Genomic DNA, 26,403 nt, shown 5'->3' with positions numbered 1-26,403 from the left:
GGGGTCTTGTTCCCCCGTGGGGGGCCCGCCCCGCCCCCCCCCCCCCGCCCCCGGGGGCCCCCGGCGGGCCCTCAAACGCCGGACGGGCTGAATCTGGCCCGGCCCACGTGAAGGCAGCGCCGGACCGGCTGAATCTGGCCCGGCAGGAATCGACCCCGGCCCGCGTGGACGCAAGGCCGGGGCACGGGGCGCGGAGGGTGTGGACGCGAGGCCGGGGCGCGGGCCCCGAGGGCGTGGTCAGGGACCGGTGGTCACCGGGAGGGGGCCGGGGGCGCCCCACTCGCTCCACGACCCGTCGTACACCCCCGGATCGGCGTACCCCGCCAACACCGCCCCCAGCGCGAGCACACAGGCCGTGACCCCCGAACCGCAGCTGACGAACAGCCGCTCCCGATCCCCCGCCACCCCCCGCAAGGCGGCCCGCAACTCCGCCTCCGGCAGCATCGCACCGCCCCGCTGGAGCTCACCGAACGGCAGGTTGAGCGCGCCCGGCATGTGCCCGCCGCGCAGCCCGGCCCGGGGTTCGGGGGCCGTGCCGGCGAAGCGTTCGCGCGTACGGGCGTCCAGGACCGCCGCACCCGCCGGATCCGCGAGGGCCGCGGCGACGGCGGCGCTGTCCACGATCAGCCCGGGCCGGGGCCGGGCGGTGAAGGTCCCCCGGGGCCCGTCGTACCCCGCGGGCAGCTCCTCGACCGGCAGCCCGGCCGCCTCCCAGGCGGGCAGTCCGCCGTCGAGCACCGCGGCCCGGTCGAAGCCCATCGCCCGCAGCATCCACCAGGCGCGGGCGCTGGAGTGGATCCCCGCGCCGTCGTAGACCACCACGGCGCTGGTGTCGTCGATCCCGAGGGCCCGGACGGCCCCGGCGAAGGCCTCGGGGCCGGGCATGGCGTGCGGCGCGGGGGCGGTGTGGTCGGAAAGGGCGCCGTCGAGGTCGAAGGGCCGCGCCCCGGCGATCCGCCGGGGCGCCCCGCGGTGGGCCCCGACGGAGGCGTCCAGCACGACGAGCCCGTCCTCCCCGAGGAGTTCGGCGAGCCGTCGCACGCCGATCAGCGGGTGGTCGAAGGGGGAACTGACCGTCACTTCAAGCCTCCTGGGTACGGCGGGGTCCCCCATCCTGCCCAACCGGCTCCCGAGGTGGCTACGAACAGCCGCCCGGGCGGGCGAAGACGGCCAGGCGGGCGCCGTGGACGGGGACGATCCGGCACAGGTCGAAGTGCGTGGCCAGGGCCTGCCGCTTCACCGCCTCCCGCGGGTACGGGTCCACCGGTTCGCCCACCGGGTCGAGGACCGCGAGGACCCGGGGGGCCGCGAGCAGCCGGGCGCGCAGCTGCGCCGCCGGCAGTTCGGTGCCCCACAGGGTGCGCGAGGTCGCCGGGGACCGGTCGAGGGCCACGTCGTCCAGCGCCCCGTACACCCCGGGCGAGGACAGCAGCCATTCGCGCCGCCGCGCCGGCATGAAGAGCACCGCGTCCCCCGGGCGGGCCTCGGCCCGGACGGCCGCCGCGACGGCGAGGACGTCGTCCTTGCGGCTCTCGGGCGTCCGCAGCCACGCCGACCAGAAACCGAACGACACCAGCAGCGCGGCCGCCACCACCCAGGCGACCAGGCCCCCCGCCGCCAGCCGTGCCCCCGCGAGCAGGGCGAGACCGGCGAGGGCGTAGAGCACGTACCGGTCGACGTACAGCGGGTGCACCAGCGAGACGACGAGCAGCAGTCCGGGCGGTACGAGCGTCAGGGGCAGCGCGACCCGCACGAGCGCGCGGTCCGGGATCCCCCGCGCGAGCAGCAGCGCCGCGCCCGCGACCACGGCGTACGCCGCCCAGTCGGCCGGTTTCGGGCGGCCGAGCCAGCCGAGCTGCTGCTGCGCCTGCCCCGCGCTCAGCAGCACCAGCGGGGCGAGCGAGAGCGCCACGGCCAGGGCGCTCCACCGCCAGGCCCGCGAGCGCCACGCCACGAAGCCGTGCGCGAGCAGGGCCAGTACGGCGAACTCGTGCAGCCAGCAGCCGAGCGCGAGCACCACGGCGTAGGCGACCCAGCGCTCGCGCACCAGGAAGTACGTCGCCCAGATCACGGCGGCCGCGACCAGCGCGTACGAGCGGCCCTCCTGGGCGTACATCTGCACCGGGGGCGCCACGGCGTAGGCCGCTCCCGCGAGCAGCGCGGCCCGCTCCCCGGCCAGCCGGTGCGCGAGCGCCGCGACGCCGGCGGCGGCGAGCGCGGTGGCGGCGACGGAGGGCAGCCGCAGCGCCCACGACCCGCCGTCCCACAGCGCGAAGACGCCGTGCATCAGCAGGTAGTACACGCCGTGGACGGCGTCGACCTGCCCGAGCAGGCCGGTGAGCTGCCCGAAGGTCCGGTGGGCGACCTGGTACGTCACCGACTCGTCGCGCCACATGGAGCCGCCGCGCGGCAGCTCCCACAGGCCGAGGGCGAGCGCGAGCAGCGGAGGCAGCCAGCGCCACGCTCCGGGCCACGGCCGGAACCAGGCGGTGTTGCGGCTGATGGTGTGCCTCCGGGTGACGTGCGGGCGCGGGACCTCCATACTCGGGGGCGACCCGAGTCCTCACGGAGGTGGGGTGTGCGAACGTACCGAACGACGGCCGCATCGGCCGTCGGCGCGCTGACCGTCGTACTCGTGCTCGCCCTCGGCGGCTGCACGTCCACCGGACCGGCCGGACCCGCCCCCGGGCCGGGGTCCAGCAGCGCCGCCCCCACCCCCATCCCCACCCCCACCCCCACCGCCGCTCCCGGCACCACCGGCTCCGGCAGCGCGGCACCGACCGCCCCCGGCACCCCCACCGGCCACGTCACCCCGAGCCGGGCCGCGCAGCAGCTGCTGCGCGTCACCCGCAGCGGGGGCTTCGCCGGGCACCGGAGCAGCCTGGACGTTCTGGACGACGGGTCGTGGACCCTGCTGGACGGCTCGGCGAAGCCGGTGGGCACGGGGAAGCTGACGGCCGCCCGCCTCGACGGGTTGCGCGCCGCCGTCCGGCAGGTCGACTTCGCCCACCCGCCGCCTTCGGCCACGGGCGGAGCGACGGTGTACGACGGCTTCACCTACGCCTTCACCCACGACGGCCACGAGGTGGTCGCGGCCGACGGCGCGATCCCGCCGTCCCTGCGGAAGGTCCTGGAGGCACTACCGTCCTTCGACCCGTCCAGCCCGCCCGGCGATTGAGGGCCCGCCCGGCCCCGCCCGCCCGGCGATCGAGGGCCCGCCCGCTCCAGCCGCTGCCTAGGCCCGGGCGTCCGGGACGTACGGCGCCAGGCCCGTGCCCGCGGCCGAGATGCCGCGCAGCAGCCGGTCCAGGAAGGCGTGCAGCAGGACGGGCATGTCCACGGCCGCGGGTGCCAGGATCCACTGGATCTGGAGGCCGTCCATGACGGCCAGGGTCTCGCGGCCGGCCGCCTCGCAGTCGGTGTCGGCCCGCAGCTCCCCGCACGCGACACCCGCTTCCAGCAGGGCGACGGTCCGGCCGAGCACCCGGGCGTAGCGCTCGGTGAAGTACGCGTGTGCGGGGTGGCCCGGGTTGCCGGATTCGCCGACGAGGGTCTGGAACATCCGGACGATGCCGGGCCGCCGGGCGTTGTCCGCGGCGAGGGCGACGACGGTGGCGAAGTAACGGGCCACCGCCCCCTCGTCCGCGGGGACGGCGCCCCCGTCACGGCCGCCGGGCGGGTCCGTGAAGAGCCGTTCCACGTCGTGCAGCTCGCTCTGGGCGAGGACGCGGAGCAGCAGGTCCTCCTTGCCGCGGAAGTGGTGCAGCAGCCCGCCCTGGGTGATCCCGCAGTCGTCGGCGATGCGGGCGAGGGAGGAGGCGTGGAAGCCCCACCGCGCGAAGTGGTCCACGGCGGTGTCGAGGATCTTCTGGCGCCGGGCGTCGCCCACGGCGTAGGTGCCCCGGGCCGCGGCGGCCCCGCCCGCGCCCTTGCGGGCCGTGCGCCCCTGCTCCCGTGCTGCTGCTGCCATGCGGACCACCCTAGTGCGGGGCCTCCCAGGGCCCGGGAGGCCGGTGACCCAGGTCACTTCCGAATACCTAGTGGGTACAAGGTTTTTGCGCTTGGCTGGACGCGTCCGCCCGCCTCCCAGCCCACGCCGGAGTACCCCGTGCCGCTCCCCCAGGACCCCCAGGACCCCCAGCACCCGTACCGGGACGCCGGCCTGCCCGTCGAGCGGCGCGTCGAGGACCTGCTCTCCCGGATGACCCTGGAGGAGAAGGCGGGCCAGCTGTTCCACTCGATGCTGATGATGAACGCCGACGGCACGCCCGTCACGGACACCGACGGCTCGATGCTCCCGCACGCCACGCCCGAGCTGATCGGCGAGCGGCTGCTGACCCACTTCAACCTGCTGGGCACCTACGGCGCCCGCGAGATGGCGCTGTGGCAGAACTCCGTCCAGGAGATGGCCGCGGCCACCCGCCTCGGCATCCCGGTCACCCTCTCCACCGACCCGCGGCACGCCTTCACCGACAACATCGGCGCCTCCTTCAATTCCGGCGCCTTCTCCGCCTGGCCCGAAGCCCTCGGCCTCGCCGCGATCGGCGATCCCGAGCTGGTGCGCGCCTTCGCCGACACCGTGCGGCGCGAGTACCTCTCCGTGGGCTTCCGGGTCGCCCTGCACCCGCAGATCGACCTGGCCACCGAGCCCCGCTGGGCCCGCCAGACGGGCACCTTCGGCTCGGACGCCGAGCTGACCGGCGAGTTGGTGCGGGCGTACGTGGGCGGCCTCCAGGGCGAGCGCCTGGGGCCGGAGTCGGTCTCCGCGATGGTCAAGCACTTCCCCGGCGGCGGCCCGCAGAAGGACGGCGAGGACCCGCACTTCGCCCACGGCAAGGAGCAGGTCTACCCGGGCGGGATGCGCGAGCACCACCTGGAGCCCTTCAAGGCGGCGATCGCGGCCGGGTGCGCGCAGATGATGCCGTACTACGGCCAGCCGATCGGGACGGACTGGGAGGAGGTGGGCTTCGGCTTCAACAAGGGCGTCGTCACCGGCCTGCTGCGCGAGGAGCTCGGCTTCGAGGGGATCGTCTGCACCGACTGGGGGCTGCTCACGGACTCGGTGATCTTCGGCGAGGTCCACCCGGCGCGCGCCTGGGGGCTGGAGCACCTGTCCGTCGCCGAGCGGGCGGCGCGGGCCCTGGACGCGGGCGCGGACCAGTTCGGCGGCGAGCAGTGCCCCGAGGTCGTCGTGGAGCTGGTGCGCTCCGGGCGGATCACCGAGTCCCGGATCGACGCCTCCGTACGGCGCCTGCTGCGGGAGAAGTTCGTCCTCGGCCTGTTCGAGAACCCGTACGTCGACCCCGACCTCGCCGAGGCCACGGTCGGCCGGGCCGACTTCACGGCGCTCGGCGCGGCGGCCCAGCGGCGCTCCCTGACCGTCCTGACCAACCGGGACTCCTTCCTGCCGCTGTCCGGTCGGCCGAAGCTGTACGTCGAGAACGTGGACCCGGCGGTGGCGGCGGCGTACGGGGACGTGGTCGCCGACCCGGCCGGGGCGGACCTGGCGGTGCTGCGGCTGCGCACGCCGTACGAACCCCGCGAGAACGTGTTCGAGTCCTTCTTCCACTCCGGCTCGCTGGCCTTCCCGGAGCCGGAGCTGGCCGGGATCCTCGGCCTGCTCGACACCGTGCCCACGCTGGTGTGCGTCAACCTGGAGCGGGCCGCCGTACTCCCGGAGATCGCGGAGCGGGCGGCAGCGCTGATCGCGGACTACGGCGCGGCCGACGCGGCGCTGCTGGACGTGGCCTTCGGGCGGGCCGAGGCGCGGGGGCGGCTGCCGTTCGAACTGCCGCGGTCGATGGCCGCCGTGGCCGCGTCCCGCCCGGACGTACCGAACGACACGCTGGACCCCGTCTTCCCCGCGGGCCACGGCCTGCGCCTGCCGGACGCACCCCCCGCCGGGGGGTGACCGCCGCGGGTCGCCCCCGACGGACCGCCGAACCCGACGAACCTGACGGACCGGCCCCGGACCTGACGGAGATGACGGACCTGACGAACCTGACGAACCGTGCCCCGCCGGTGGAACCCCCGCCGGCGGGGCTTCGTTGTGGGGTCGAGTGACCGCCCGGTCACGGAGAGGATCCGCCCGTGTCAGCCTTCGTCTCCTCCGCCTCCCCCGCCTCCCCCGCCTCCTCCGTCTCCCCCACCGGCCCCGCCGCGCCCGACACCGCCCCCGTCACGATCGACCGCCGCCAGGGCCCGTACGGCGAGGTCATCCTGCGCCGCCGCGGCGGGACGTACGAGATCATCGCCAACGGCTGCTTCCTCATGGACACCTCCGACGGGCGCTCCGAGCGCCTGCTCGTCGACGCCGCCCGACTCGCCCTGACCGGCTCCTCCGGGGCGACCGGGGAGACCGGGGAGACTGGGGCGACCGATGGCGCGGCACCGGCAGCGCGCCCGGCCCTGCTCATCGGCGGGCTCGGGGTCGGCTTCTCGCTGGCCCACGCGTCCGCCCGGGGCGACTGGGGGCGGATCAGCGTGGTCGAGCGGGAGGAGGCGGTCATCGACTGGCACCGCGGCGGGCCGCTCGACGCGATCTCGGGCCCGGCCCTGGCGGACCCGCGCGTCGAGATCGTCCGGGCGGATCTGATCGCACACCTGCTCGATCCCGCCTCCGGGCCCTACGACGCCCTCTGTCTGGACATCGACAACGGCCCCGATTGGACCGTGACCGAGGACAACCGCGGCCTCTACGCTCCGGCCGGACTGGCGGCCTGCCGGGCCCGGTTGACCCCGGGCGGGGTGCTCGCCGTATGGTCCGCACAACCGTCCGCACTGTTCGAGCACGCGTTGCGGAATGCCGGATTCAGCTCGGTACGGACGGAAGAGGTGCCGGTTGCCCGAGGTGTCCCGGACGTCGTCCACCTCGCCCTGAACCCCTCGTAGCCGCGGCCCTGCGCCTCCTCTACGCTGCACCCCAACACGCGGGATCTTCACGGGTCCCCCGTCGGACTATCCGGGGCGGGACATGGATCAGACACACACCACCCACAACGGGGCCGCGGCGTCACCCGCCACCCCCGGCGCACAGCGGCGGGTACTCGTCGTCGAGGACGACCGCACGATCGCCGAGGCCATCGCCGCCCGGCTGCGCGCCGAGGGGTTCCAGGTGCAGACCGCGGCGGACGGGCCCTCCGCCGTCGCGGCCGCCGAGAGCTGGTTGCCGGAGCTGCTCGTGCTCGACGTGATGCTGCCCGGCTTCGACGGGCTGGAGGTCTGCCGGCGGGTCCAGGCCCAGCGGCCGGTACCGGTCCTGATGCTCACCGCGCGCGACGACGAGACGGACCTGCTGGTCGGCCTCGGGGTCGGCGCCGACGACTACATGACCAAGCCGTTCTCGATGCGCGAGCTGGCCGCCCGGGCGCACGTCCTGCTGCGCCGCGTGGAGCGGGCGACGATCGCCGCCCACGCCCCGCGCGGCTCCACGCTGCGCCTCGGCGACCTGGAGATCGACCACGCGCAGCGCAGGGTCCGGGTCCAGGCGGAGGACGTGCACCTGACGCCGACCGAGTTCGACCTGCTGGTCTGCCTCGCGGGCACCCCGCGCGCGGTGCTCTCGCGGGAACAGCTGCTGGCGGAGGTCTGGGACTGGGCGGACGCCTCCGGGACCCGCACGGTCGACAGCCACATCAAGGCCCTGCGCCGCAAGATCGGCGCCGAGCGGATCCGTACGGTCCACGGCGTCGGGTACGCCCTGGAGACCCCGGCGCAGCCGTGAGCGGGCGGCTGCCGGGGCCCGGGCTCAGGCCCTACTCGCCGTTCTCGATCAAGACCAAGCTGGGCACCCTGGTGGTGGTCTCGGTCTTCATCACCACGGGCCTGCTGATGGTGGCCATGCGCACGGCGACCGAGGTCCGCTTCATCACGGTCTTCTCGGTGATCGCCTCGATGCTGATCACCCAGTTCGTGGCGCACAGCCTGACCGCGCCGCTGGACGAGATGACCACCGTGGCCAAGGCGATCTCCCACGGCGACTTCACCCGCCGGGTGCGCGGCTCGGGCCGGCGCGACGAGCTGGGCGACCTCGCCGCGACGATCAATCTGATGGCCGACGACCTGGAGGCGGTGGACCGGCACCGCAAGGAGCTCGTCGCGAACGTCTCCCACGAGCTGCGCACCCCCATCGCGGCCCTGCGCGCGGTGCTGGAGAACGTGGTGGACGGGGTCTCGGCCGCGGACCCCGAGACGATGCGCACGGCGCTCAAGCAGACGGAGCGGCTCGGGCGGCTCGTGGAGACCCTGCTGGACCTGTCCCGGGTGGACAACGGTGTGGTCCCGCTCAAGGCCCGCAGCTTCGAGGTGTGGCCGTACCTGTCGGGCGTCCTGAAGGAATCGGGCCTGGCGGCGGCCGGGCGACCCGGGCTGAGCACCGGCTCCGGCGGGCACACCCGCAACGACGTCCACCTGCACCTGGACGTCTTCCCGCCCGAGCTGGCGGCCCACGCGGACGCGGAGCGCCTCCACCAGGTCGTGGCGAACCTGATCGACAACGCGGTCAAGCACAGCCCGCCGCACGGCCGGGTCACGGTCCGGGCACGGTCCGCGGAGGGGGCGGGGAGCCTGGCGCTGGAGGTGATCGACGAGGGCCCGGGCATTCCGGAGTCGGAGCGGCTGCGGGTCTTCGAGCGCTTCAACCGGGGCAGCGCCCGGGGCGGTGACGGCGGCACGGGACTCGGCCTGGCGATCGCCCGCTGGGCCGTCGGCCTGCACGGAGGCCACATCGGCGTGGCCGAATCTCCTCGTGGTTGCCGGATCCTTGTCACACTTCCGGGCAGCTCGTAGGGAGCGTGTTGACGTAGGGTTCGAGTGGGAAGGACATGATCTCGGCCACATCGGTCCGGGGTCCGTCAGGGGTGCGAAGCCAGGGGGCCGCAACCTCGGTGACCCCTACCCGAACCACGCTTGTTTCCCGCCATTCCTACCGGCGAAACCCGCCGTTCGATGTGACCTGCACGACGGAAGTCCCGCCCGGTCTGCATCAGACCGTCGGGGAGGCGTAGCCTTTATTCCCGCTGTCCATACCTTGTGAAGCGGAAGAGGGCGGTTGCCGCCGTGTCGCCACAGTCCCCCAGTAACTCGAGCACCACGACCGAATCAGCAGAGAGCGGGAAGACCCCTGCCTCAGGCTTCGGCGCGAATGAGTGGCTCGTCGACGAGATCTATCAGCAGTACCTCCAGGACCCGAATTCGGTAGACCGGGCCTGGTGGGACTTCTTCGCCGACTACAAGCCGGGTGGCGTTGCCGCCGCGGCCAAGGCGGAAGAGCCCCAGAAGTCCCCGACGACGGACGGCGCCTCCGCACAGGCCGCCCCCGCCGCCGTGGCCCCGCAGGCCGCCGACGCCGCCACGGGGGCGGCGCTCGCCGCGCCGACCCCCGCCGCCGCGCCCACGCCCGTGTCAGCTCCTGCCCCTGCTCCTGCCACCCCCTCTGGTGCCCCTGCTGTGACTGTCACCTCCCCGGCCCCGGCCGCCGCACCGGCCGCGCCCTCCGCTCAGGCACCGGCTCCGGCCGCCGCCCCCTCCGCTCCCGCCGCCGCCAAGGCCGCGCCCGCCGCCGAGGCCCCCGCGGGCCCCGAGCTGGTGACGCTCCGCGGCCCCGCCGCGGCGGTGGTCAAGAACATGAACGCCTCGCTGGAGGTGCCGACGGCCACGTCCGTCCGCGCCGTCCCGGTGAAGCTGCTGTTCGACAACCGCATCGTCATCAACAACCACCTGAAGCGCGCCCGGGGCGGGAAGATCTCCTTCACCCACCTCATCGGCTACGCGATGGTGCAGGCCATCAAGGCCATGCCGTCGATGAACTACTCCTTCACGGAGAAGGACGGCAAGCCGACCCTGGTCAAGCCGGAGCACATCAACTTCGGCCTCGCGATCGACCTGGTGAAGCCGAACGGCGACCGCCAGCTCGTCGTCGCCGGCATCAAGAAGGCCGAGACCCTCAACTTCTTCGAGTTCTGGCAGGCGTACGAGGACATCGTCCGCCGCGCCCGCGTCGGCAAGCTGACGATGGACGACTTCACCGGCGTCACCGTCTCGCTGACCAACCCCGGCGGCCTGGGCACCGTCCACTCCGTGCCCCGCCTGATGCCCGGACAGTCGGTCATCATGGGCGTCGGCTCGATGGACTACCCCGCCGAGTTCCAGGGCACCTCGCAGGACACCCTGAACAAGCTGGGCATCTCCAAGGTCATGACCCTGACCTCGACCTACGACCACCGCACCATCCAGGGCGCGGCCTCGGGCGAGTTTCTGCGCGTCGTCGCGAACATGCTGCTCGGCGAGAGCGGCTTCTACGACGACGTCTTCGAGGCGCTGCGGATCCCGTACGAGCCGGTCCGCTGGCTCCGGGACATCGACGCCTCGCACGACGACGACGTCACGAAGGCCGCCCGCGTCTTCGAGCTGATCCACTCCTACCGGGTCCGCGGCCACGTCATGGCCGACACCGACCCGCTGGAGTACAAGCAGCGCAAGCACCCCGACCTCGACATCACCGAGCACGGCCTCACCCTGTGGGACCTGGAGCGCGAGTTCGCGGTCGGCGGTTTCTCGGGCAAGTCGATGATGAAGCTCCGCGACATCCTCGGCGTGCTGCGCGACTCGTACTGCCGCACCACCGGCGTCGAGTTCATGCACATCCAGGACCCGAAGCAGCGCCGCTGGATCCAGGACCGCATCGAGCGCCCGCACACCAAGCCGGAGCGCGAGGAGCAGCTGCGCATCCTGCGCCGGCTGAATGCCGCCGAGGCCTTCGAGACCTTCCTGCAGACGAAGTACGTCGGCCAGAAGCGCTTCTCCCTGGAGGGCGGCGAGTCGGTCATCCCGCTGCTCGACGCCGTCATCGACTCGGCCGCCGAGGCCCGCCTCGAAGAGGTCGCGATCGGCATGGCCCACCGCGGCCGCCTGAACGTCCTCGCGAACATCGTGGGCAAGTCGTACGCGCAGATCTTCCGCGAGTTCGAGGGCAACCTCGACCCGAAGTCGATGCACGGCTCCGGCGACGTCAAGTACCACCTGGGCGCCAACGGCACCTTCACCGGCCTGGACGGCGAGCAGATCAAGGTCTCGCTGGTCGCCAACCCCTCGCACCTGGAGGCGGTGGACCCGGTCCTGGAGGGCGTCGTCCGCGCCAAGCAGGACATCATCAACAAGGGCGGCACGGACTTCACCGTCCTGCCCGTCGCCCTGCACGGCGACGCGGCCTTCGCGGGCCAGGGCGTCGTCGCCGAGACGCTGAACATGTCGCAGCTGCGCGGATACCGCACCGGCGGCACCGTTCACGTCGTGATCAACAACCAGGTCGGCTTCACCGCCGCCCCGGAGTCCTCGCGCTCGTCGATGTACGCGACCGACGTGGCCCGCATGATCGAGGCGCCGATCTTCCACGTGAACGGCGACGACCCGGAAGCCGTGGTCCGCATCGGACGCCTGGCCTTCGAGTTCCGTCAGGCGTTCAACAAGGACGTGGTCATCGACCTCATCTGCTACCGCCGCCGCGGGCACAACGAGTCCGACAACCCGGCCTTCACGCAGCCGCTGATGTACGACCTGATCGACAAGAAGCGCTCGGTGCGCAAGCTGTACACCGAGTCCCTCATCGGTCGCGGCGACATCACCCTGGAAGAGGCCGAGCAGGCGCTCCAGGACTTCCAGGGCCAGCTGGAGAAGGTCTTCGCGGAGGTCCGCGAGGCCGCCACGCAGCCCGCACTGGCCGCTCCGGCGCCGGTGGCTCCGCAGGCCGGCTTCCCGGTGACCGTCAACACGGCCATCTCCCAGGAGGTCGTCAAGCGGATCGCCGAGTCGCAGGTCACCATCCCCGAGGGCGTCACCGTCCACCCGCGTCTGCTGCCGCAGCTCCAGCGCCGCGCGGCGATGATCGACGAGGGCACCATCGACTGGGGCATGGGCGAGACCCTGGCCTTCGGTTCGCTGCTGATGGAGGGCACCCCGGTCCGGCTGTCCGGCCAGGACTCGCGCCGCGGCACCTTCGGTCAGCGGCACGCGGTCCTGATCGATCGGGAGACCGGCGAGGACTACACCCCGCTGCTCTACCTCTCGGACGACCAGGCCCGCTACAACGTCTACGACTCGCTGCTCTCCGAGTACGCGGCCATGGGCTTCGAATACGGCTACTCGCTGGCCCGTCCGGACGCGCTGGTCCTCTGGGAGGCCCAGTTCGGTGACTTCGTCAACGGCGCGCAGACCGTCGTCGACGAGTTCATCTCCTCGGCGGAGCAGAAGTGGGGCCAGACGTCCGGCGTCACGCTGCTCCTCCCGCACGGCTACGAGGGCCAGGGCCCGGACCACTCGTCCGCGCGCCCCGAGCGCTTCCTCCAGATGTGCGCGCAGGACAACATGACGGTGGCCATGCCCACCCTCCCCTCCAACTACTTCCACCTGCTGCGCTGGCAGGTCCACAACCCGCACCACAAGCCGCTCATCGTCTTCACCCCGAAGTCGATGCTGCGCCTGAAGGCTGCGGCGTCGAAGGCGGAGGAGTTCACCACCGGCGGGTTCCGTCCGGTCATCGGCGACTCCACCGTGGACCCGAGCGCGGTCCGCAAGGTCGTCTTCTGCGCGGGCAAGGTCTACTACGACCTGGAGGCCGAGCGGGAGAAGCGCGGCATCACCGACACCGCGATCATCCGCATCGAGCGGCTGTACCCGCTGGCGGGTGCCGAGATCCAGGCCGAGATCGCCAAGTTCCCGAACGCGGCGAAGTACCTCTGGGCGCAGGAGGAGCCGGCGAACCAGGGTGCGTGGCCGTTCATCGCGCTGAACCTGATCGACCACCTGGACCTGGCCGTCGGCGCCGAGGTCCCGGCCGGTGAGCGCCTGCGCCGCATCTCGCGTCCGCACGGCTCGTCCCCGGCCGTCGGCTCCGCCAAGCGCCACCAGGCGGAGCAGCAGCTCCTGATGAACGAGGTCTTCGAGGCCTAGTCGCTGCCGCTGAGCCGAGTCAGCCAAGGAAGGCCCGACCCCCGAGGGGGCCGGGCCTTCCGGCGTCCTGCCCGACCTGCGGTCGGGCCTGGCCGTCTCTAGTTCGCGTGGTTCAGGACGTTGCCGTTGGTGCAGTGGTTGAATGTGTTGCCGTTCCACGCGCCGCCGACGGGGACGACGGCCAGCTCCTGGAAGCAGACGGCGGCGGCGGTGAAGTTCCAGTTGTTGGCCGCGTTGACCCCGCCGCCGAAGTTCGATTCGTTGTCGGCGTGGGCGGGCGCGGCGAGGGCGACGCCCGCGAGGACCAGGGCCGCGGTGGTGATCATCTTCTTCATGCCCACCCAACGACCCGCGCCCCCGACCGTCACGGCCCGTCACCCTGACCAGGGCGGCGGGTGCGAGGTCTCTCGTCGTCCGGTTGCCCTCTTGTGCGGCCCAGCCGGAGGGACGAAGCTCGTGCACAGCTGTGCAACCGACCTCGGTACAGGAGCGCCCAATGGCCCTGAAGTTCCTAGGCATTTGACCCAACACCCCCGATGACGGCTCTCCCACGATCTGGCTGGACGACACGACCGGAGACCTGATCATCCAGTCGTGGAAGGCGGATGAGCTGACCATCCGGCAGGCTCAGGAAGTCGGCTCGGTGCCCGGCCACTCAACCGATGTACCGGACCACGAGACCGTGATCCGACTGCCTGCCAACATGCTCCAGTTCATCCCCCGCCCGGACAGTGAGGACAACGGTGGCAACAGCGGTACGTGAAGCACTCGCAAAGGCGCAGCGGTCAGCCATGCACCTTGAAATGCGAGACAGCTACATGCGGGACGACCCGGAGTTCGTACGTTGGCAAGGGGGACACCGGTACGACCCTGCCGACCGTGATTCGTGGTGGCGGTCGTGGCTGGACGTGGTGGCCCAGACGACCGGCCGAGGCGTGGTCATGCGTCGACTGCGCGTTGTCTCCGAACCGCTGAGTGACTACGTGCGGTACGAGTACGACGGCACGTTCTCGAACGTCGCAGCGGACGAGGACGTGCGTTGGCTGCCTCGCTCCCGGGGGCGCGATCTGTTGCTCCCCGTGCTGGACGGATGGGTCATGGACGGGGAGACCGTGATCTTGCACCACTTCAGCGGCGAGGGTCAGTGGACCGGCCCGCGCATGGAAGTCCGCCACGACTCGGAGTTGGCGGCGCAGTACGCAGCGGCGTACGAGGTGGCATGGGAGCGGGCCATCCCGCATGCGGAGTACCGGCCGAGCTGACTGCGCACCATGGCCCTCTCTGATTCTTCCAGTGCCCAGCAGGCCCGGCAGGCGCTCGCGGATCGACTCGGGGAGCTCTGCCGGGATGCCGGGCTGACCGGACTCGACCTCGCAGCGCTCTGCGGGTGGAGCCCGTCCAAGTCGTCCCGCATCATGAACGGCCGTACGCCCCCGTCCGCCGACGACATCCGGGCGTGGTGCCAGGCATGCGGAGCCGAGGATCAGGCCGAAGACCTGATTGCCTCGCTGCGGACGGCCGAAGGCATGTGGGTGGGTTGGCGGCGTATGGAGCGTGCCGGACTCAAGCAGGCGCAAGAGGCCCGCCTACCGCTGTACCAGCGGACCCGCCGATTCCGCTCGTACTCGTCGTGGCTCGTGCCGGGCATGATCCAGACGCGCCCGTACACAACAGCAGCGCTGCAAGCGATCCAACGACGGCGAGGCCTGGTGGATGATGTGACCGAGGCGGTCGCGGTCCGCATGGAGCGTCAGAAGGTCCTCTACGAGGGTGACCGGCGATTCGCCTTCCTCGTCGAGGAATCCGTCTTGCGGACCGGGATCGGGGGCGCTGAGGTGATGTCCGGACAGCTCGGCCACCTGGTCTCGGTTGCCTCGCTTCCCAACGTGAGCGTGGGGGTTGTGCCCATGGCGCCGGATCGCGAGCGCTGGCCGGCCGAGGGGTTCTGGCTCTACGACTCGGCACAGGTCAACGTCGAGCTGATCTCTGGATACCTCACCTTGACCCAGCCCAGCGAAATAGCCATGTACGCCGAGGCATTCACGGAACTGGCCGAGCTGGCCGTCTACGGCGCGCCCGCTCGTGCGCTGATCACTTCCGCCATGGAAGCACTCGGTAACTGCTGTGCAACCTCGTGCAATCACCTGTGAGTTGAGGCGCTCCTCCCCCTAGCGTTGCCATCGTCCGGCAGGCGACACGGAGGTGTGCGGGATGACGACGGCAACGCAGCAGGAGGCCGGATGGGCTGGTCCGCGCGAACCGGTGCCCGTGCCGGGGTGCGGGGTGTGTGACGCGCTCGACAGCGATCGAGAGATCGCGTGGGCGGTCGGGAACATGTCGGCCGTGGCCGTGCAGAACGCGGAGCTGGGGAACCACCCGCACAACCGACCCGCCCAGGTTGCCGTGGTCGTGACGGGCATCGGATTCACGGAGTGAAAAGGGAGAAGATCATGGGTGGTCAGCACGGTGGCGGCACCGGATCCGGTCAGGGTGGCAGTCAGCAGGACGACGGCAGCAGCGGCCGCGGGCACGGCGGCGGCGGTACGGACACGGGGAGCGGCGGTAACACCTCCGACGGCTCCGGCCCCGCGAAGAAGTAGCGCCGGATGACCGTGCGCGAAGAGGAGGCGGGCCCTTCGGGGCTCGCCTGCGCGCTCGTCGCCTCGGGCGCCTTGCGATCCGACTGGTTGCCGACGTACAGGGCGGTGCCGCGGGAGGTGTTCGTACCCGCCCGGGTGTGGCCCGGTATCCCGTCCGGCACGGAACAGAACCCCTTGGTCGACCGTGCGGCGGACCCCGAGGGGTGGCTCGCAGCGGTGTACTCGGACATTGCGCTGACGACGCAATGGGACGACGGAAAGCACAGTGGGGACGGCCTCGGGCGGACCCCGAGCAGCTCCAATTCGCAGCCGAGCATGGTGTTCGGCATGCTGGCCGATCTCGACGTCCAGGGCGGCGACAAGGTCCTGGAGATCGGTGCGGGCACCGGCTGGAACGCCGGGCTCCTCGCCCACAGGCTGGGCTCCGAGAACGTCGTTTCGATCGAGTTCGACCCCGAGGTGGCCCGGGGCGCGAGAGTGAACCTTCGCGCCGCGGAGCTGTCCCCCCTCGTGATCGTCGGGGACGGCCGGGCCGGATACGCCGGAGGAGCACCGTACGACCGGGTGATCGCCACGTGCGCCGTCGGTGAGGTCCCGTACCCGTGGGTGGAGCAGACGGTCACGGGCGGGCTGATCGTCGCTCCGTGGGGAACGGAGTACGGCGGCGAGGCCATCGTCCGGTTGACCGTGGGCGAGGACGGTACCGCCGGCGGACGCTTCACCCGTTCCAGTGCCTTCATGCGGCTACGGCAGCAGCGAACCGACCGGCCGACCCACGCAGACCACTTCCACGGCCGACGGTGGCCCGCGGGCGGCCGCAGGACCGTCACCCGCCTCTCTCCCGCCGACATCGGCGGGTGGGTGGAACAGTTCGCGATCGGGCTACGGGTGCCCGGTGCTTTCTGGAGCACCGAGCCGTACGGGGACGGCGGCTACACGCTGTGGACGTACAGCCTGGACGCCCGGTCGTGGGCGACGGCCGATTTCGAGCCGGGAGCCACGGAGTACGAGGTGGTCCAGTCCGGTCCACGCCGGTTGTGGGACGAGACGGAAGCGGCCCACCGGTGGTGGACGGATCGGGGCCGACCCGGGTTCGAGCGGTTCGGGCTCACCGTGGACAGCGCCGGGGAACGCGCCTGGCTGGACCGCCCGGAGGACCTGATCCGCCCCGGGTAGGAACGACCCGGCCTACGGTTGGGGTTCGAAGTCCCAGTAGGGGCGTACTCGTTGGCGGGCCGAGACCGTGTGGACGTGTTGGGTGCCCAGGGTGCGGGTCAGGGCCTTGAGGGCGTCGTCCTCGTTCTTGCGGGACTCGTCCGTCTGCTGGAGCGCCCGCAGGTCGGCCGCCAACGCGATCTGTGCGCTCAGCGCCATCGGATGGTCCGGCCCCAGCACCCGCTCCGCCGTCCGCAGCGTGTCCCGGCTCAGCCGCACGGCGTCGTCGAGCCGCCCGGTGATGTTGCGGCAGCCCGCCGCGTTCAGCGCACTGCCCAGGGTCCACGGGTGCCGCTCCCCGAGCGCGCCCCGCATCCCGACGAGGGCCTGCTCGCACAGGCTCAGGGCCTCCTCCCGCTCACCCTGGGCCCGTAGCACCAGCCCCAGGTTGCCGACCGTACCGATGCTGTACGGGTGGGCCAGCCCCAGCTGTGACTGGTAGCCCCGGACCACCGCCTCGGAGATCCGCCGGGACTCCTCGATGTCCCCGTACTCGCGCAGGTAGGTGGCGTAGTCGGAGGCGACCATCAGGGTCCAGGGATAGTCGGCGCCGAAGACCCGGGTGGCGCGTTCCCAGACGGTCCGCAGCCGGGTGCCGGCTCCGGGGATGTCCCCCGAACGGCGCAGGCACAGGCCGAGGTTGTGCTCCGCGCGCAGGGTCTGCGGGTGGTTGACGCCCAGGATCTGCTTGTTGAGCTTGACCCCCTGTTCCTGCCGGGTCTGGGCCTCCCGGTAGCGGCCCATCAGCCGCAGGCCCATGGCGCAGGCGATGCCGGAGGAGAGGGTGGAGATGTGGTGCGAGCGCAGCACCCGCTCGCGGCGTCGCAGGGTCTCCAGGTCGAGGTCGTAGGCCTCCTGGTAGCGGCCCAGCAGCCGGTAGGTGGCGGCCAGGTTGTTCTGGGCGTTGAGCGTGGTGGAGTCGTCCTCGCCGAGGAGCTCGCGGTAGGTGGTCAGGCAGTGTTCGAAGAGGGCGCGGGCCGGTTCGAACTTGGCGATGCACAGCAGGACGCCGCCGTAGGCGCTGGTGGCCCGCAGGGTCTCCAGGTCGCGGTCGCCCCGCTCGTCGACGAGCCGGTCCGAGACGGCCTTGGTGAGGGTCTCGGCGCGCCGGAACAGGCCGAGGTTGCGCAGGGCTCCGCCGTATTGGTAGCTCAGCTCGCGCACCCGGTCGTGGTCCTCGCCGAGCATGGACCGCCAGGCCAGGTCGGTCTGTTCGCACAGGCGCAGGCAGCTGCGGTACTCCCCCGCCAGGATCAGGTAGCGCAGGCAGCGCAGCAGGAAGGACTGGATCCGCGGGTTGGTGCTGGTGAGCACTCCGGCGGTCTCCAGGTGCGGGATGAGCTCGGCGTACCTCGGCCAGAGCCGGGAATCGGAGGGCCGCCCGGGGTCGGCGGCGGCCAGGACCTGGCGGACGGCGCGGGAGAGCGGTTCGGCCTCGTCCTCGGAGAGGTTCTCGCGGACGATGCCGTGCACCATCCGGTGCAGCTGGACGGTCTCCAGGCCGCCGCCGCCCTCCTCGACGGGCAGGTCGGAGTACTCCAGGCGGACGACGGAGAACTGCACGAGCTTGTTGAGGGCCGCGTTCCACCGGATCTGGTCGTTGATCAGCCCGGCGAGCTGCTCGGGCACGTCGTCCGCGGGGAACTCGCCGAGCAGGCGCAGCGGGACCGGGCCCGGCGCGAAGAACACGAACAGCCGCAGCAGGGCCAGGGCGTCGGGGAAGTTCTCGCGGACGTTGTTGAGGAGTATGGCGAGCGCGGTCGGGAAGGGCAGCGGGTAGTCGTCGGAGACGGCGACCGCCTCCCGGGAGTCCAGCCTGCGCCGCAGCAGCGCGAGGTAATCGCCCACGCTCAGCGGCGAGTCGGCGAGCCAGCCCGCGGTCTGGTCGAGGGCGAGCGGGTAGTCCTCCAGCGCCTCGGCGAGCTGGTCGGCCTCGTCCCCGGTGAGGCGGCGGGCGCGGCGGCGGATGAAGGTGATGGACTCGGGGCGGGCGTAGAGCGGGACTTCGACCAGGTTGGTGTGCCGGTTGCCCCACTCGCGGTTGCGCGAGGTGATGATGACGTCGCCCGCGCCGCCGGGCAGCAGGTCGGTCAGGTCGTCGGGGTTGTCGCACCCGTCGAAGACCATCAGCCAGCGGTTGAAGGGGGAGCCGCGGCGCAGCGCTTCGAGGACGGCCCGGATCTGCTCGCCGTAACTGCCCGCGCCGCGCGGCAGCCCGAGGGCGGGCGCGAGGTCGGCGAGCCGCTCGCGCAGGGTGGGCCGGTCCTCGGCGGGCACCCACCACACCACGTCGTACTCGGAGGCGAAGCGGTAGGCGTACTCGGTGGCGACCTGCGTCTTGCCCACGCCGGACAGTCCGAGCAGGGTGACGGTGGCGGCGCCGGGGGGCGCCTCGGTCAGGGCGGCGCGGAGTTTGCCGATGACGTCGTTGCGGCCGGTGAAGCGGGGGTTGCGGCGCGGTACGCGGCCCCAGATCTCGGGCGGGTCGTTGGGGAAGCGGGGGCCGCGGCGGCCGGTCTCGGTGCCGATCCGGTCGGTGGGCAGCTCCAGCCTGCGCAGCACCCGGTACTCGGCCTCGTAGGCGTCCAACCCCCACAGGTCGGTCTTCTCCAGCGCGGCGACGGCGCTGGGCAGCGGGGCGTCGGTGAGGCAGACGGCGGCGAACCGGTCGGGGTGGGCGGCGGTGACCGTGCGCAGCGCCGTGTTCCATTCCTCGTCCGTGTGGGTGCCCGCGGAGAAGTACCGCTCGCTGAGGACGACCAGGACCCGGCTGCCGCCGCGGGCGAGGTCGTCGAGGGCCTCGTCGAGGCCGGGGCTGTTCTGCGGGTCCCAGCGCTGGAGGGCCACGCGGTGGCCGTGCTCCTCCAGCCGGTGGGCGATCCACACGGCCCAGGGGCGGTTGAACCCCGCGAAGCTGATGACGAAGCGCTGTGGCTGCGCCGCTGTGTCGCGGTCGTGGCGACTACCGGTGGTCATGCGGCCGTCTCCCTGGAATCCGGGCGGTGGACGGGGTTGAAAAGGTACCGCAGGTGACGGGGGCTCAGCCCTCCTCAGGACGCGGCGAATGCGGCGAGTTCGGGGTGGTCCTCGCACCAGGCGCGACGGTCGTGGTCGATCGCCCGGCGCGCGACGGCCTGCTGGTCACCCGGCGGTGCCAGGTCGTCCATGGCGGCTTCCGCGGCGGCCATCCCGGCCGTGAACTCCCGGCCGGTGACCGTGAGTTCGCGGGCGCCCTGGAGGACGGGGAGGACCGCGGCCACCTGGGCCCGGTAGCGGGCGTGCCGGGCCCAGGCCCCGCGGGCGCCGTAGAGGGCGGCGCGCTGCCAGTAGCCGGCCAGGGCCAGGTGGGCGTACGCGCCGTGCAGCAGTCCCTCCAACGGGCGGGGGTCGGCGCGCCAGGGGGCCCAGTAGCAGGGGGTGCGGTCGGCGGTGTGCAGCGTGAGGACGTCCGCGAGGGCGGTCAGCTTCCCGTGCTGGACCTCGTGGACGAGGGTGGCGGCGAGCGCGGGCGGGGCCTGGCCGCGGACCAGGACGGATCCGGCGGCGGCCGGCAGGGTGGCGCCGGTGGAACGGGCCCCGCCGGCCAGCGGGACCAGGGTGCGCAGGAGTTCGCCGATCTCGCCGGCCCGGGTGGAGTCGTAGCGCTCCAGGAGGGTGAGGGCGCCGGTCCACTGGATGTCCCAGCGCCGGTGCCCCTTGGGGGTGAGCCGGCGGGCGGGGCGTACGGACGCGGAGTGGCCCAGGGCCCGGTACGGGTCGAGGTCGTCCAGGGCGGTGCGGCCGCCCGGAAGGCCGTGCAGGGCCAGGACGGCGGGGTCGGCCGGGTCCCAGGAGCGTTCGGTGAGCGCGACGGGCCCGGGGCGGGCGGGGCGCAGCAGGCCGAGGGTGGGCAGGACGAGGCGGCCGTGCAGCGGGCGCAGGGTGAGCTTGAAGTCGACTCCGGCGCGCAGGGCCGCCGCGGCGGCGAGGGCCCCGAGGTGCGCGAGGTCGGGGGCGGGCCCGTGGGGCGCGTGCAGCCGGCGCAGGGTCTCCTCGGCCCACGCCCCGGTCGCCGGGTAGTGCAGTACGTCGCGCACCGCGCCGGGGTCGTGCCGCTCGGCCTCCTCCAGCAGCGCCCAGTGCTGGCCGGTCTCCCCTTCGGCTCCGCCGGGGGCGGCGTCGAGCACCCCGCGCAGCAGGACCAGGCGCTTGGAGCGGCGGATGTCGCGGACCAGCCGGGTGCCCTCGGCGCCGGGTTCGGTGGAGGAGAGGGCGCGCAGCAGGTGGGAGGTGACGGAGAAGCCGGGGAGCGGGTCGGGGGCGGCGGGCGCGGCGCCGGGGGCGGGGCGGGTCACGAAGCGGCCCGCTCGGGGCCGCCCGCGGTGGCGGCGGTCGGCGCCGCGGTGGCGGCTGTGACGGCTGTGGCTGCTGTGGCGGCGTGGTGCAGGGCCGCCGCGATGTGCCGGATGAGCACCTGGAGGTCCTCGCAGTACACGGAGGGGTGTCGGAAGCCCCGGCCGGGCCGGTAGCGGTGCGGGTAGTGGCCGCCCCCGCACACCTCGACGAGTTCGCAGGAGCGGCAGCCGGGGGCGAGTGCGGCCCGGCCGAGCTGGCGGGCGGCCAGCCCGGGGTGGTCGAGGAGTTCGTCGAAGCTGTGGCTGTCCAGGGTCATCCCGGTGGCGGCGGCGCCCTCGTAGGCGGACTTGAGGGAGTCGGCCTGTTCGATGCTGCCGTCGGTCTCGATGACGGCGGTGGTGACCGGGGCCAGGCCCAGGGATTCGTTGGCGGCGGGCAGCCCGAGCAGCAGGGCGATGATCTCCTCGAAGAGCCGGATGCGGGTCCGGCGCACCCCGTCGTGCCACCAGCGCTCGAAGACGGCGGTCAGCCAGTCGGCGTACGGGGTGGTGCCCGGGGCCGCGCCGGGCGGCGGGTCGGCCCAGTTGGCCAGGGGTAACAACAGCCCGATGGTGGGCGGCGCGAAGGCGAGCAGCGAGGCGTACGTCTCCACCGGATCCTGGTCCACGTCCACCACGCACAGCACCCCGGCGTAGCTCTCCGGATGCCGGGCCAGCAGGCGCAGACCGCGCGCGGCGGCGGCGAAGCCGGGGCGCCCGGCGTGGTCCACGCGCCGGGCGTTGTGCGCCGGGAGCCCCCCGTCGAGGCTGACGCCGACCCGGATCCCGGCGGCCGCGAGCGCCTGGAGCCTGCCCCGGGTGAGCAGGGTGGCGTTGGTCTGCACGGTGGCGGTGACCCGGGTGCGCGGGGAGCGGCGGGCGAGGGCCGCCCGGACCGCCTCGACGGGCGCGGCGAGGCCGGCGGGCGGGGTGAGCAGCGGCTCGCCGCCGTGCAGGACGAGGTCGACCCGGGTCAGGGCGTGGGCGGCGGCGTGTTCGGCGATCCGGTCGGCGGCGCGGGCGGCGGTGGCGGCGGGCATCGCCGCGGGTTGGGCGCGCCAGCCCTGGTCGGCCATGGAGTAGACGTAGCAATAGGTGCAGGCGAGGTTGCAGCGGCTGCGCGTCTTGAGGACGAACTGGCGCAGGGGATAGGGACGGTGGCCCGCGGCGCGCAGCGCGGGGACGTCGAGCCGGGTGTAGGGCCAGGGCGCGTGGACGCGGTGCGCGGGCAGCACGGCGTCGCGCGTGGTCGTCTGCCTCATTCGACTGTTCCTCCCGCTGCGGACGGTCCATCCCTGCCCGGTGGATGTGTACGGCTAACGGCGGAAAGTGGTCAACCAGGGGGCGTTTTCTGCCGGTTCGGACCGGCCGGTGGTCGGCCGGGAGCCGGCAGGGAGCCGGTCGGATCAGTCGACGCCGGAGTCGAAGGCGTTCAATATCTCCGCCGGGTGGGTGACGCGCTCCACCATGCCCTCGACCACGTCCGCCAGCACCGGGTGGTCGATGCCCCGCAGCGCGGCCAGATCGAGCCCGGAGAGGTCCGGCAGCTGTCCCGGACACCGGCGTACGACCACTTCCTGATGCTTTGTCACCATGGCTTTTCCGTCCCCCTGTTGCGTCGTGTGTTCGATGGGTCCACTCCCCTTTCCCGGTGCCCGGGGAGCGGAAACAGTCACGGGAGGGGCGCCCCGAGGCACGTCAGAGTGCCGCCTCCAGCGCACGCACCCGCGCGCGCACCGCCTCGCGCCGATCGTCGGGGCCGCCGCCGGACCCGGCCGCGGCCGCGGACCCGGTCGCCGCCGCCGACCCGGACCCGGCCCCTTCGAGGCGCTGCCACAGCTCCAGGGCCCCCCGGTAGGCGTCCAGCGCGGCCCGCGGTCGGGCCAGGCGCTCCAGCACCTGACCGCGCAACATCTGTACGCGGGCGGCCAGTTCGACCGCGGCCTCCTGGCGGTCCGTGCGGTCGGCCTCCATCGCGGCGCGCCATGCCCGCCGGTAGGAGTCGGCCGCGCGGTCGAGCCGGTCGACGGCCCGGGTCTGGGCGTGGATCTCCTGCTGCACGTCGCCGTGCTCGCGCCAGGCGTTCGCCCGTTCCAGGGGGCCGCGGGCGTGCCGGACCGCCAGCTCCAACAGGTACTCGGCCTCGCGCAGGTCGACCAGGTCGCCCTCGTAGGAGTGCCGCAGCCGCAGGCCCGCGGCGAGCCGGTGCAGCCGGTGCGGGGCCCGCGGATCGTTCTGCGGCACGGCGGCGCGGCTGTCCCGCAGCACCCGGACCGCCGTCGAGACGAACCGCTGCCCGTCGCTCGCGCGGGCCCGCTCCAGGAGTACGTCGCCCCACTCGGGCAGCAACTCCCCGTAGGCCTCCCCGTCCCGGGGGATCAGCCGCCGGGCCCGGCCGTAGGCGTCGGCCGCGGCTTCGAGGTCCGCGGGGTCCGCGTCCCGCGCGTACCGCTCCCGGTGCACCCGGGCCAGGCACACCAGCGCCGCCAGCCGCAGCTCCGGCTCCCCGGCGGCGTCGGCCAGCGCGGCCGTCAGCACCCCGGGCGCCTCGTCGAGCCGCTCCGGGACGTAGCGCAGCGCCCGGGCGAGCTCCACCCGTACCCAGCCCCGCTCCCCCGCGGCCCCGCCGTCCGGCGGCGCGGCCCCGGCCCCCGGCCCCGCGGCCCGCTCCTCGTCCGGCGCCGCCCCCCGCGCCCCCGGGCCCGTGCGGGCGCGCAGCAGCGGAGCCAGGCCCGCCGCCAGGCGGGTGGCGGCGCGGTCGGCGAGCAGGGTCCGCGCGGCCGGGTCCGGCTCGCGGTCCGCCAGGGCCAGCAGGACCCGACCCAGGGCCAGTTGGAGCCCCCCGTCCGGCTTGCCGCCGAGCTCCCGCTCCGCACGGTCGAAGACCTCCAGCGCGCCCAGGGCCTCGCGCAGCGCCGCCGGGTCGTCGTGCAGTTCGCAGAGCCGCATCAGGGTCCGGGCCCGCCGGATCGCGCAGTCCAGGCGCAGCTCCCGTTCCAGCTCGGGCACGGCCCCGACGGCCGCGAACTCGCGCTCGGCGGCGGCCAGCAGCTCGGCCGCCTCGGGCCCGGAGCCCGGCAGGGCGGCGACGGCCCGTTCGTAGAGCACCCGGCCGAGCAGCGCGCGGGCCCGGACCATGCCGGGCAGCGCGCTCACCGCGCGCGCCGTGCGCTCGGCCTCGGTCAGCAGGTCGAAGTCCCGCTGCACCTCCCAGAGCCGCAGCAGCGCCCCGGCCAGCTCGAACTCGGCCTCGCCCGCCGGGTCCCCCGGTCCGGGCGGCGCCGTCACGGCGCGCCGCAGCACGGCGACGGCCTCGTACAGGGCGCGCTGGCCGCCGTCCCGGTCGCGGTCGAAGACGGCGAGCCGCGTCCGGGCGGTGCGCACGGCCCAGGCCCGGCCGGGCACGGGGGCCGCCCCGCCCGGGGGCGGTTCCTCGACCCCGGGCGGGGTGTCCTGCGGCCCGGGCAGGTAGCGGCGCACGACCTTGGCGGAGACCTGGGCGAAGGCCTGCGGCAGCTGCGGCAACCGCGGGACCGGCACCCGCCCCGGCTCCTCCCCGGCCCCGACACCGGCCCCGATACCGACACCGCCCCCGGTGCCCGGACCGATCCCCGCCGCCACCGCGGCGCCGGTGTCCGCTTCCGGCTCCCCGACCGGCGCCGCACCGGCCGGCGCGGCGCCGGTGAGCTGCGAGACCGCGAGCGCGGGGAAGTTGCGCACGCCCCGCCCGAAGTGGGCCAGTACGTACTCCGAGCAGTGCTTGAGCACCAGCGCGGCCTCGTCCCGGCCCAGCGGCCCGAGCAGTACGTCCTGCACCCCGGGCACGAACTCGTACCACTGCCCCGGCGTCGGACCGCTGCGCCGCAGCAGCCCGCTGAGCAGCACCTCCGCGAGGTCGGACGGTTCCGAGTCGGGCAGCATCGTGCGCTGCACCAGCCGCATCACCGGAAGCGCGAGCGGGGTCGCCGACAGGTACACGGCGAGCTGCACGGCGCGCGGCGAGGCCGAGGAGCGGAAGCGGCGCACCAGTTCGCGCGGCGGCCGGGCGGCCCGCGGCAGCGGGGCGGGCGCCGCGGGATGGTCGGCCAGCACCCGCCCGACCTCGGCCGGTACGGCCCCGCTGCCCAGCCCGGCCACCAACCGGGCCCAGGCCCCGAGCGCGGGCGCGCTGGGCGGCAGCACGGGCACGGTGAGCCCGCCGACCGGTCGACCCGGCCGCGGCGGCCGGTCGGGGCGGAACTCCAGGTGGGGCTCGCCGCCGTCGCGCCGGGCCAGCGTGCCCCGCTCGGTCGGCAGCCAGCTGCGGCCCCACAGCCGCTGCGGCAGCGGCTGGACGACCACGCAGGGCGTGCACTGGGCCCAGCGGTGCAGCAGGCGCTGCGCCTCGCCCTCGCGCCACAGCGGCCCGGCGCAGTCGGAGACCACCATGGTCAGCCCGCGCCCGGTCGGATCGCGCAACACGTCCGCGGACCGCATCCGCACTTCCGGTTCCGCTCCGGCTCCGATCGCGGGTCGGCCGTCGGCGAGCCGGTGGAGGTAGTGCACCTGGACGTCCCGGAAGGCCCCCAGCCGCTCGCACACCGCCCGTAACTCGTCGAACATGTCGTGCCAGACGGCCATCGACGGGGACGCGTCCAGGACCAGCCGCATCGTGCTCTCGCGCCGGGTCTCGGGCCGCATCACGGGGATGACCAGGCCCAGCGCCCGGGCACTGGCCTCGGCGGTCGCCGGCTCGTCCAGCACGCTGCGGGCCCGGGGCGCGGGTGGCCGGCGGCGCTGGAGCGCGCGCAGGGCCCGCTGGATGTCCAGGATCCGGGGCAGCGCGGCCGCCGTCGGCACCCGGACCCGGATCCCGGCGCCGCCCTCCGGTTCCGCTTCCGCTCCGGCTTCCCCCGGACGGTACGGGCCCCCGCGCCCGGGGACGTACAGGTCGAGGCGGTCCTCCTCGTGCGGGCCCGCACGCCCCGGCTCCGGGTCGGGCGCCCCGACCCCCGCGCCGGTGGTCGCGTCCGTACCCTCCGTCCCCTCCGTGCCGTCCCTGCCGTCCGTCTCCTGTGCCCCGGGGTCGCCCACCGCGCGGGTCCCGGTCCCGTCGACCGCGCCCGCCCCGGTCGCCGCCGCGGACCCCGCGCCCCGGGCCGCCCGGGTGTGCCCGGCCAGCCAGAGCGCGTCGGCCAGCTCCTCGACGGAGGGGTCGAGGCCGGCGGCGCGCAGCAGCGCGGTCAGGTCACGGATTCCGGGCGGCGGTCCGGCGGCGGCGGTCACGGGCC

The 26,403-nt window shown here is 73.7% G+C and carries 21 protein-coding genes; 12 read left to right on the top strand and 9 right to left on the bottom strand.

Annotation, left to right across the window (positions count from 1 at the left end):
• Window positions 1-237: 237 nt before the first annotated feature.
• On the bottom strand, window positions 238-1,080 hold the full coding sequence (locus tag ACIBEA_RS20070; protein ID WP_399262653.1) for a sulfurtransferase: 843 nt from the start codon (window positions 1,078-1,080) through the stop codon (window positions 238-240).
• Window positions 1,081-1,138: 58 nt separating this feature from the next.
• Window positions 1,139-2,542: a glycosyltransferase family 39 protein gene (locus ACIBEA_RS20065; RefSeq protein WP_399262651.1), complete on the bottom strand. Its 1,404-nt coding sequence runs from the start codon at window positions 2,540-2,542 to the stop codon at window positions 1,139-1,141.
• Window positions 2,543-2,578: 36 nt separating this feature from the next.
• Between ACIBEA_RS20065 and ACIBEA_RS20060 the strand changes: the two genes are divergently transcribed.
• Window positions 2,579-3,178: a hypothetical protein gene (locus ACIBEA_RS20060; protein ID WP_399262649.1), complete on the top strand. Its 600-nt coding sequence runs from the start codon at window positions 2,579-2,581 to the stop codon at window positions 3,176-3,178.
• 57 nt (window positions 3,179-3,235) lie between these two features.
• Here ACIBEA_RS20060 and ACIBEA_RS20055 read toward each other — a convergent pair whose 3' ends face one another.
• Window positions 3,236-3,970 carry a TetR/AcrR family transcriptional regulator gene (locus ACIBEA_RS20055; RefSeq protein ID WP_399262647.1) on the bottom strand — a complete coding sequence of 245 codons (735 nt, stop codon included), beginning with the start codon at window positions 3,968-3,970 and terminating at the stop codon, window positions 3,236-3,238.
• A 138-nt stretch (window positions 3,971-4,108) separates the two neighbouring features.
• Here ACIBEA_RS20055 and ACIBEA_RS20050 point away from each other — a divergent pair, with 138 nt between their 5' ends.
• The 5 genes from ACIBEA_RS20050 to ACIBEA_RS20030 all read left to right on the top strand — a co-directional run bounded on the left by ACIBEA_RS20050 (window position 4,109) and on the right by ACIBEA_RS20030 (window position 12,945).
• Window positions 4,109-5,911: a glycoside hydrolase family 3 protein gene (locus ACIBEA_RS20050; protein WP_399262645.1), complete on the top strand. Its 1,803-nt coding sequence runs from the start codon at window positions 4,109-4,111 to the stop codon at window positions 5,909-5,911.
• A 179-nt stretch (window positions 5,912-6,090) separates the two neighbouring features.
• On the top strand, window positions 6,091-6,891 hold the full coding sequence (locus ACIBEA_RS20045) for a spermidine synthase (protein WP_399262643.1): 801 nt from the start codon (window positions 6,091-6,093) through the stop codon (window positions 6,889-6,891).
• Between the two features lie 82 nt (window positions 6,892-6,973).
• Complete coding sequence (locus ACIBEA_RS20040; protein WP_354382789.1) at window positions 6,974-7,723, top strand: response regulator transcription factor; 750 nt, start codon at window positions 6,974-6,976, stop codon at window positions 7,721-7,723.
• Window positions 7,720-8,787, top strand: coding sequence for an ATP-binding protein (locus ACIBEA_RS20035; protein ID WP_399262641.1), 1,068 nt, complete (start codon window positions 7,720-7,722; stop codon window positions 8,785-8,787). The genes ACIBEA_RS20040 and ACIBEA_RS20035 overlap by 4 nt, the downstream gene beginning before the upstream one ends.
• Before the next feature lie 270 nt (window positions 8,788-9,057).
• The gene (locus ACIBEA_RS20030; protein ID WP_399262640.1) at window positions 9,058-12,945 is read left to right on the top strand and encodes a multifunctional oxoglutarate decarboxylase/oxoglutarate dehydrogenase thiamine pyrophosphate-binding subunit/dihydrolipoyllysine-residue succinyltransferase subunit; all 3,888 of its coding nucleotides are present in this window, start codon (window positions 9,058-9,060) and stop codon (window positions 12,943-12,945) included.
• Between the two features lie 98 nt (window positions 12,946-13,043).
• Here ACIBEA_RS20030 and ACIBEA_RS20025 read toward each other — a convergent pair whose 3' ends face one another.
• A complete protein-coding gene (locus ACIBEA_RS20025; protein ID WP_399262984.1) occupies window positions 13,044-13,280 on the bottom strand; it encodes a hypothetical protein in 237 nt (78 codons plus the stop codon).
• A 218-nt stretch (window positions 13,281-13,498) separates the two neighbouring features.
• Here ACIBEA_RS20025 and ACIBEA_RS20020 point away from each other — a divergent pair, with 218 nt between their 5' ends.
• From ACIBEA_RS20020 to ACIBEA_RS19995, 6 genes are all read left to right on the top strand, one after another.
• Complete coding sequence (locus tag ACIBEA_RS20020) at window positions 13,499-13,708, top strand: hypothetical protein (protein ID WP_399262982.1); 210 nt, start codon at window positions 13,499-13,501, stop codon at window positions 13,706-13,708.
• Complete coding sequence (locus ACIBEA_RS20015; RefSeq protein ID WP_399262638.1) at window positions 13,689-14,207, top strand: DUF6879 family protein; 519 nt, start codon at window positions 13,689-13,691, stop codon at window positions 14,205-14,207. Before ACIBEA_RS20020 ends, ACIBEA_RS20015 begins: the two co-directional genes overlap by 20 nt.
• Before the next feature lie 9 nt (window positions 14,208-14,216).
• Entirely contained in the window at window positions 14,217-15,095 is an 879-nt protein-coding gene (locus tag ACIBEA_RS20010; RefSeq protein WP_399262636.1) for a helix-turn-helix domain-containing protein, read from the top strand.
• A gap of 61 nt (window positions 15,096-15,156) precedes the next feature.
• Window positions 15,157-15,381 (top strand): hypothetical protein, encoded by a 225-nt coding sequence (locus ACIBEA_RS20005; protein ID WP_399262634.1) that lies wholly within the window; start codon window positions 15,157-15,159, stop codon window positions 15,379-15,381.
• Between the two features lie 14 nt (window positions 15,382-15,395).
• A complete protein-coding gene (locus ACIBEA_RS20000) occupies window positions 15,396-15,545 on the top strand; it encodes a hypothetical protein (protein WP_399262632.1) in 150 nt (49 codons plus the stop codon).
• Between the two features lie 6 nt (window positions 15,546-15,551).
• On the top strand, window positions 15,552-16,721 hold the full coding sequence (locus tag ACIBEA_RS19995) for a methyltransferase domain-containing protein (RefSeq protein WP_399262630.1): 1,170 nt from the start codon (window positions 15,552-15,554) through the stop codon (window positions 16,719-16,721).
• A 12-nt stretch (window positions 16,722-16,733) separates the two neighbouring features.
• Here the strand turns inward: ACIBEA_RS19995 and fxsT are convergent, their stop codons facing one another.
• From fxsT to ACIBEA_RS19970, 5 genes are all read right to left on the bottom strand, one after another.
• On the bottom strand, window positions 16,734-19,736 hold the full coding sequence (fxsT, locus tag ACIBEA_RS19990; protein WP_399262628.1) for an FxSxx-COOH system tetratricopeptide repeat protein: 3,003 nt from the start codon (window positions 19,734-19,736) through the stop codon (window positions 16,734-16,736).
• A gap of 74 nt (window positions 19,737-19,810) precedes the next feature.
• Complete coding sequence (locus tag ACIBEA_RS19985) at window positions 19,811-21,094, bottom strand: HEXXH motif domain-containing protein (RefSeq protein ID WP_399262626.1); 1,284 nt, start codon at window positions 21,092-21,094, stop codon at window positions 19,811-19,813.
• Window positions 21,091-22,395 (bottom strand): FxsB family cyclophane-forming radical SAM/SPASM peptide maturase, encoded by a 1,305-nt coding sequence (locus ACIBEA_RS19980; RefSeq protein ID WP_399262624.1) that lies wholly within the window; start codon window positions 22,393-22,395, stop codon window positions 21,091-21,093. Before ACIBEA_RS19980 ends, ACIBEA_RS19985 begins: the two co-directional genes overlap by 4 nt.
• A gap of 144 nt (window positions 22,396-22,539) precedes the next feature.
• Window positions 22,540-22,728: an FxSxx-COOH cyclophane-containing RiPP peptide gene (gene fxsA / locus ACIBEA_RS19975; RefSeq protein WP_399262622.1), complete on the bottom strand. Its 189-nt coding sequence runs from the start codon at window positions 22,726-22,728 to the stop codon at window positions 22,540-22,542.
• A 103-nt stretch (window positions 22,729-22,831) separates the two neighbouring features.
• Window positions 22,832-26,398 (bottom strand): SAV_2336 N-terminal domain-related protein, encoded by a 3,567-nt coding sequence (locus ACIBEA_RS19970; RefSeq protein WP_399262620.1) that lies wholly within the window; start codon window positions 26,396-26,398, stop codon window positions 22,832-22,834.
• Window positions 26,399-26,403 lie beyond the last annotated feature (5 nt).

It is taken from the genome of Streptomyces sp. NPDC051555, from assembly GCF_044454405.1.
In the GTDB taxonomy this organism is placed as follows: Bacteria; Actinomycetota; Actinomycetes; order Streptomycetales; family Streptomycetaceae; genus Streptomyces.
This window is presented reverse-complemented; position numbering and strand designations above follow the sequence as displayed.

Coding starts and splice junctions, on each gene's coding strand:
- ACIBEA_RS20065 (WP_399262651.1), bottom strand. CDS start 2,542: ATGGAGGTCCCGCGCCCGCACGTCACCCGGAGGCACACCATCAGCCGC.
- ACIBEA_RS20055 (WP_399262647.1), bottom strand. CDS start 3,970: ATGGCAGCAGCAGCACGGGAGCAGGGGCGCACGGCCCGCAAGGGCGCG.
- ACIBEA_RS20040 (WP_354382789.1), top strand. CDS start 6,974: ATGGATCAGACACACACCACCCACAACGGGGCCGCGGCGTCACCCGCC.
- ACIBEA_RS20025 (WP_399262984.1), bottom strand. CDS start 13,280: ATGAAGAAGATGATCACCACCGCGGCCCTGGTCCTCGCGGGCGTCGCC.
- ACIBEA_RS20010 (WP_399262636.1), top strand. CDS start 14,217: ATGGCCCTCTCTGATTCTTCCAGTGCCCAGCAGGCCCGGCAGGCGCTC.
- ACIBEA_RS20005 (WP_399262634.1), top strand. CDS start 15,157: ATGACGACGGCAACGCAGCAGGAGGCCGGATGGGCTGGTCCGCGCGAA.
- ACIBEA_RS20000 (WP_399262632.1), top strand. CDS start 15,396: ATGGGTGGTCAGCACGGTGGCGGCACCGGATCCGGTCAGGGTGGCAGT.
- ACIBEA_RS19995 (WP_399262630.1), top strand. CDS start 15,552: ATGACCGTGCGCGAAGAGGAGGCGGGCCCTTCGGGGCTCGCCTGCGCG.
- fxsT (WP_399262628.1), bottom strand. CDS start 19,736: ATGACCACCGGTAGTCGCCACGACCGCGACACAGCGGCGCAGCCACAG.
- ACIBEA_RS19980 (WP_399262624.1), bottom strand. CDS start 22,395: ATGAGGCAGACGACCACGCGCGACGCCGTGCTGCCCGCGCACCGCGTC.
- fxsA (WP_399262622.1), bottom strand. CDS start 22,728: ATGGTGACAAAGCATCAGGAAGTGGTCGTACGCCGGTGTCCGGGACAG.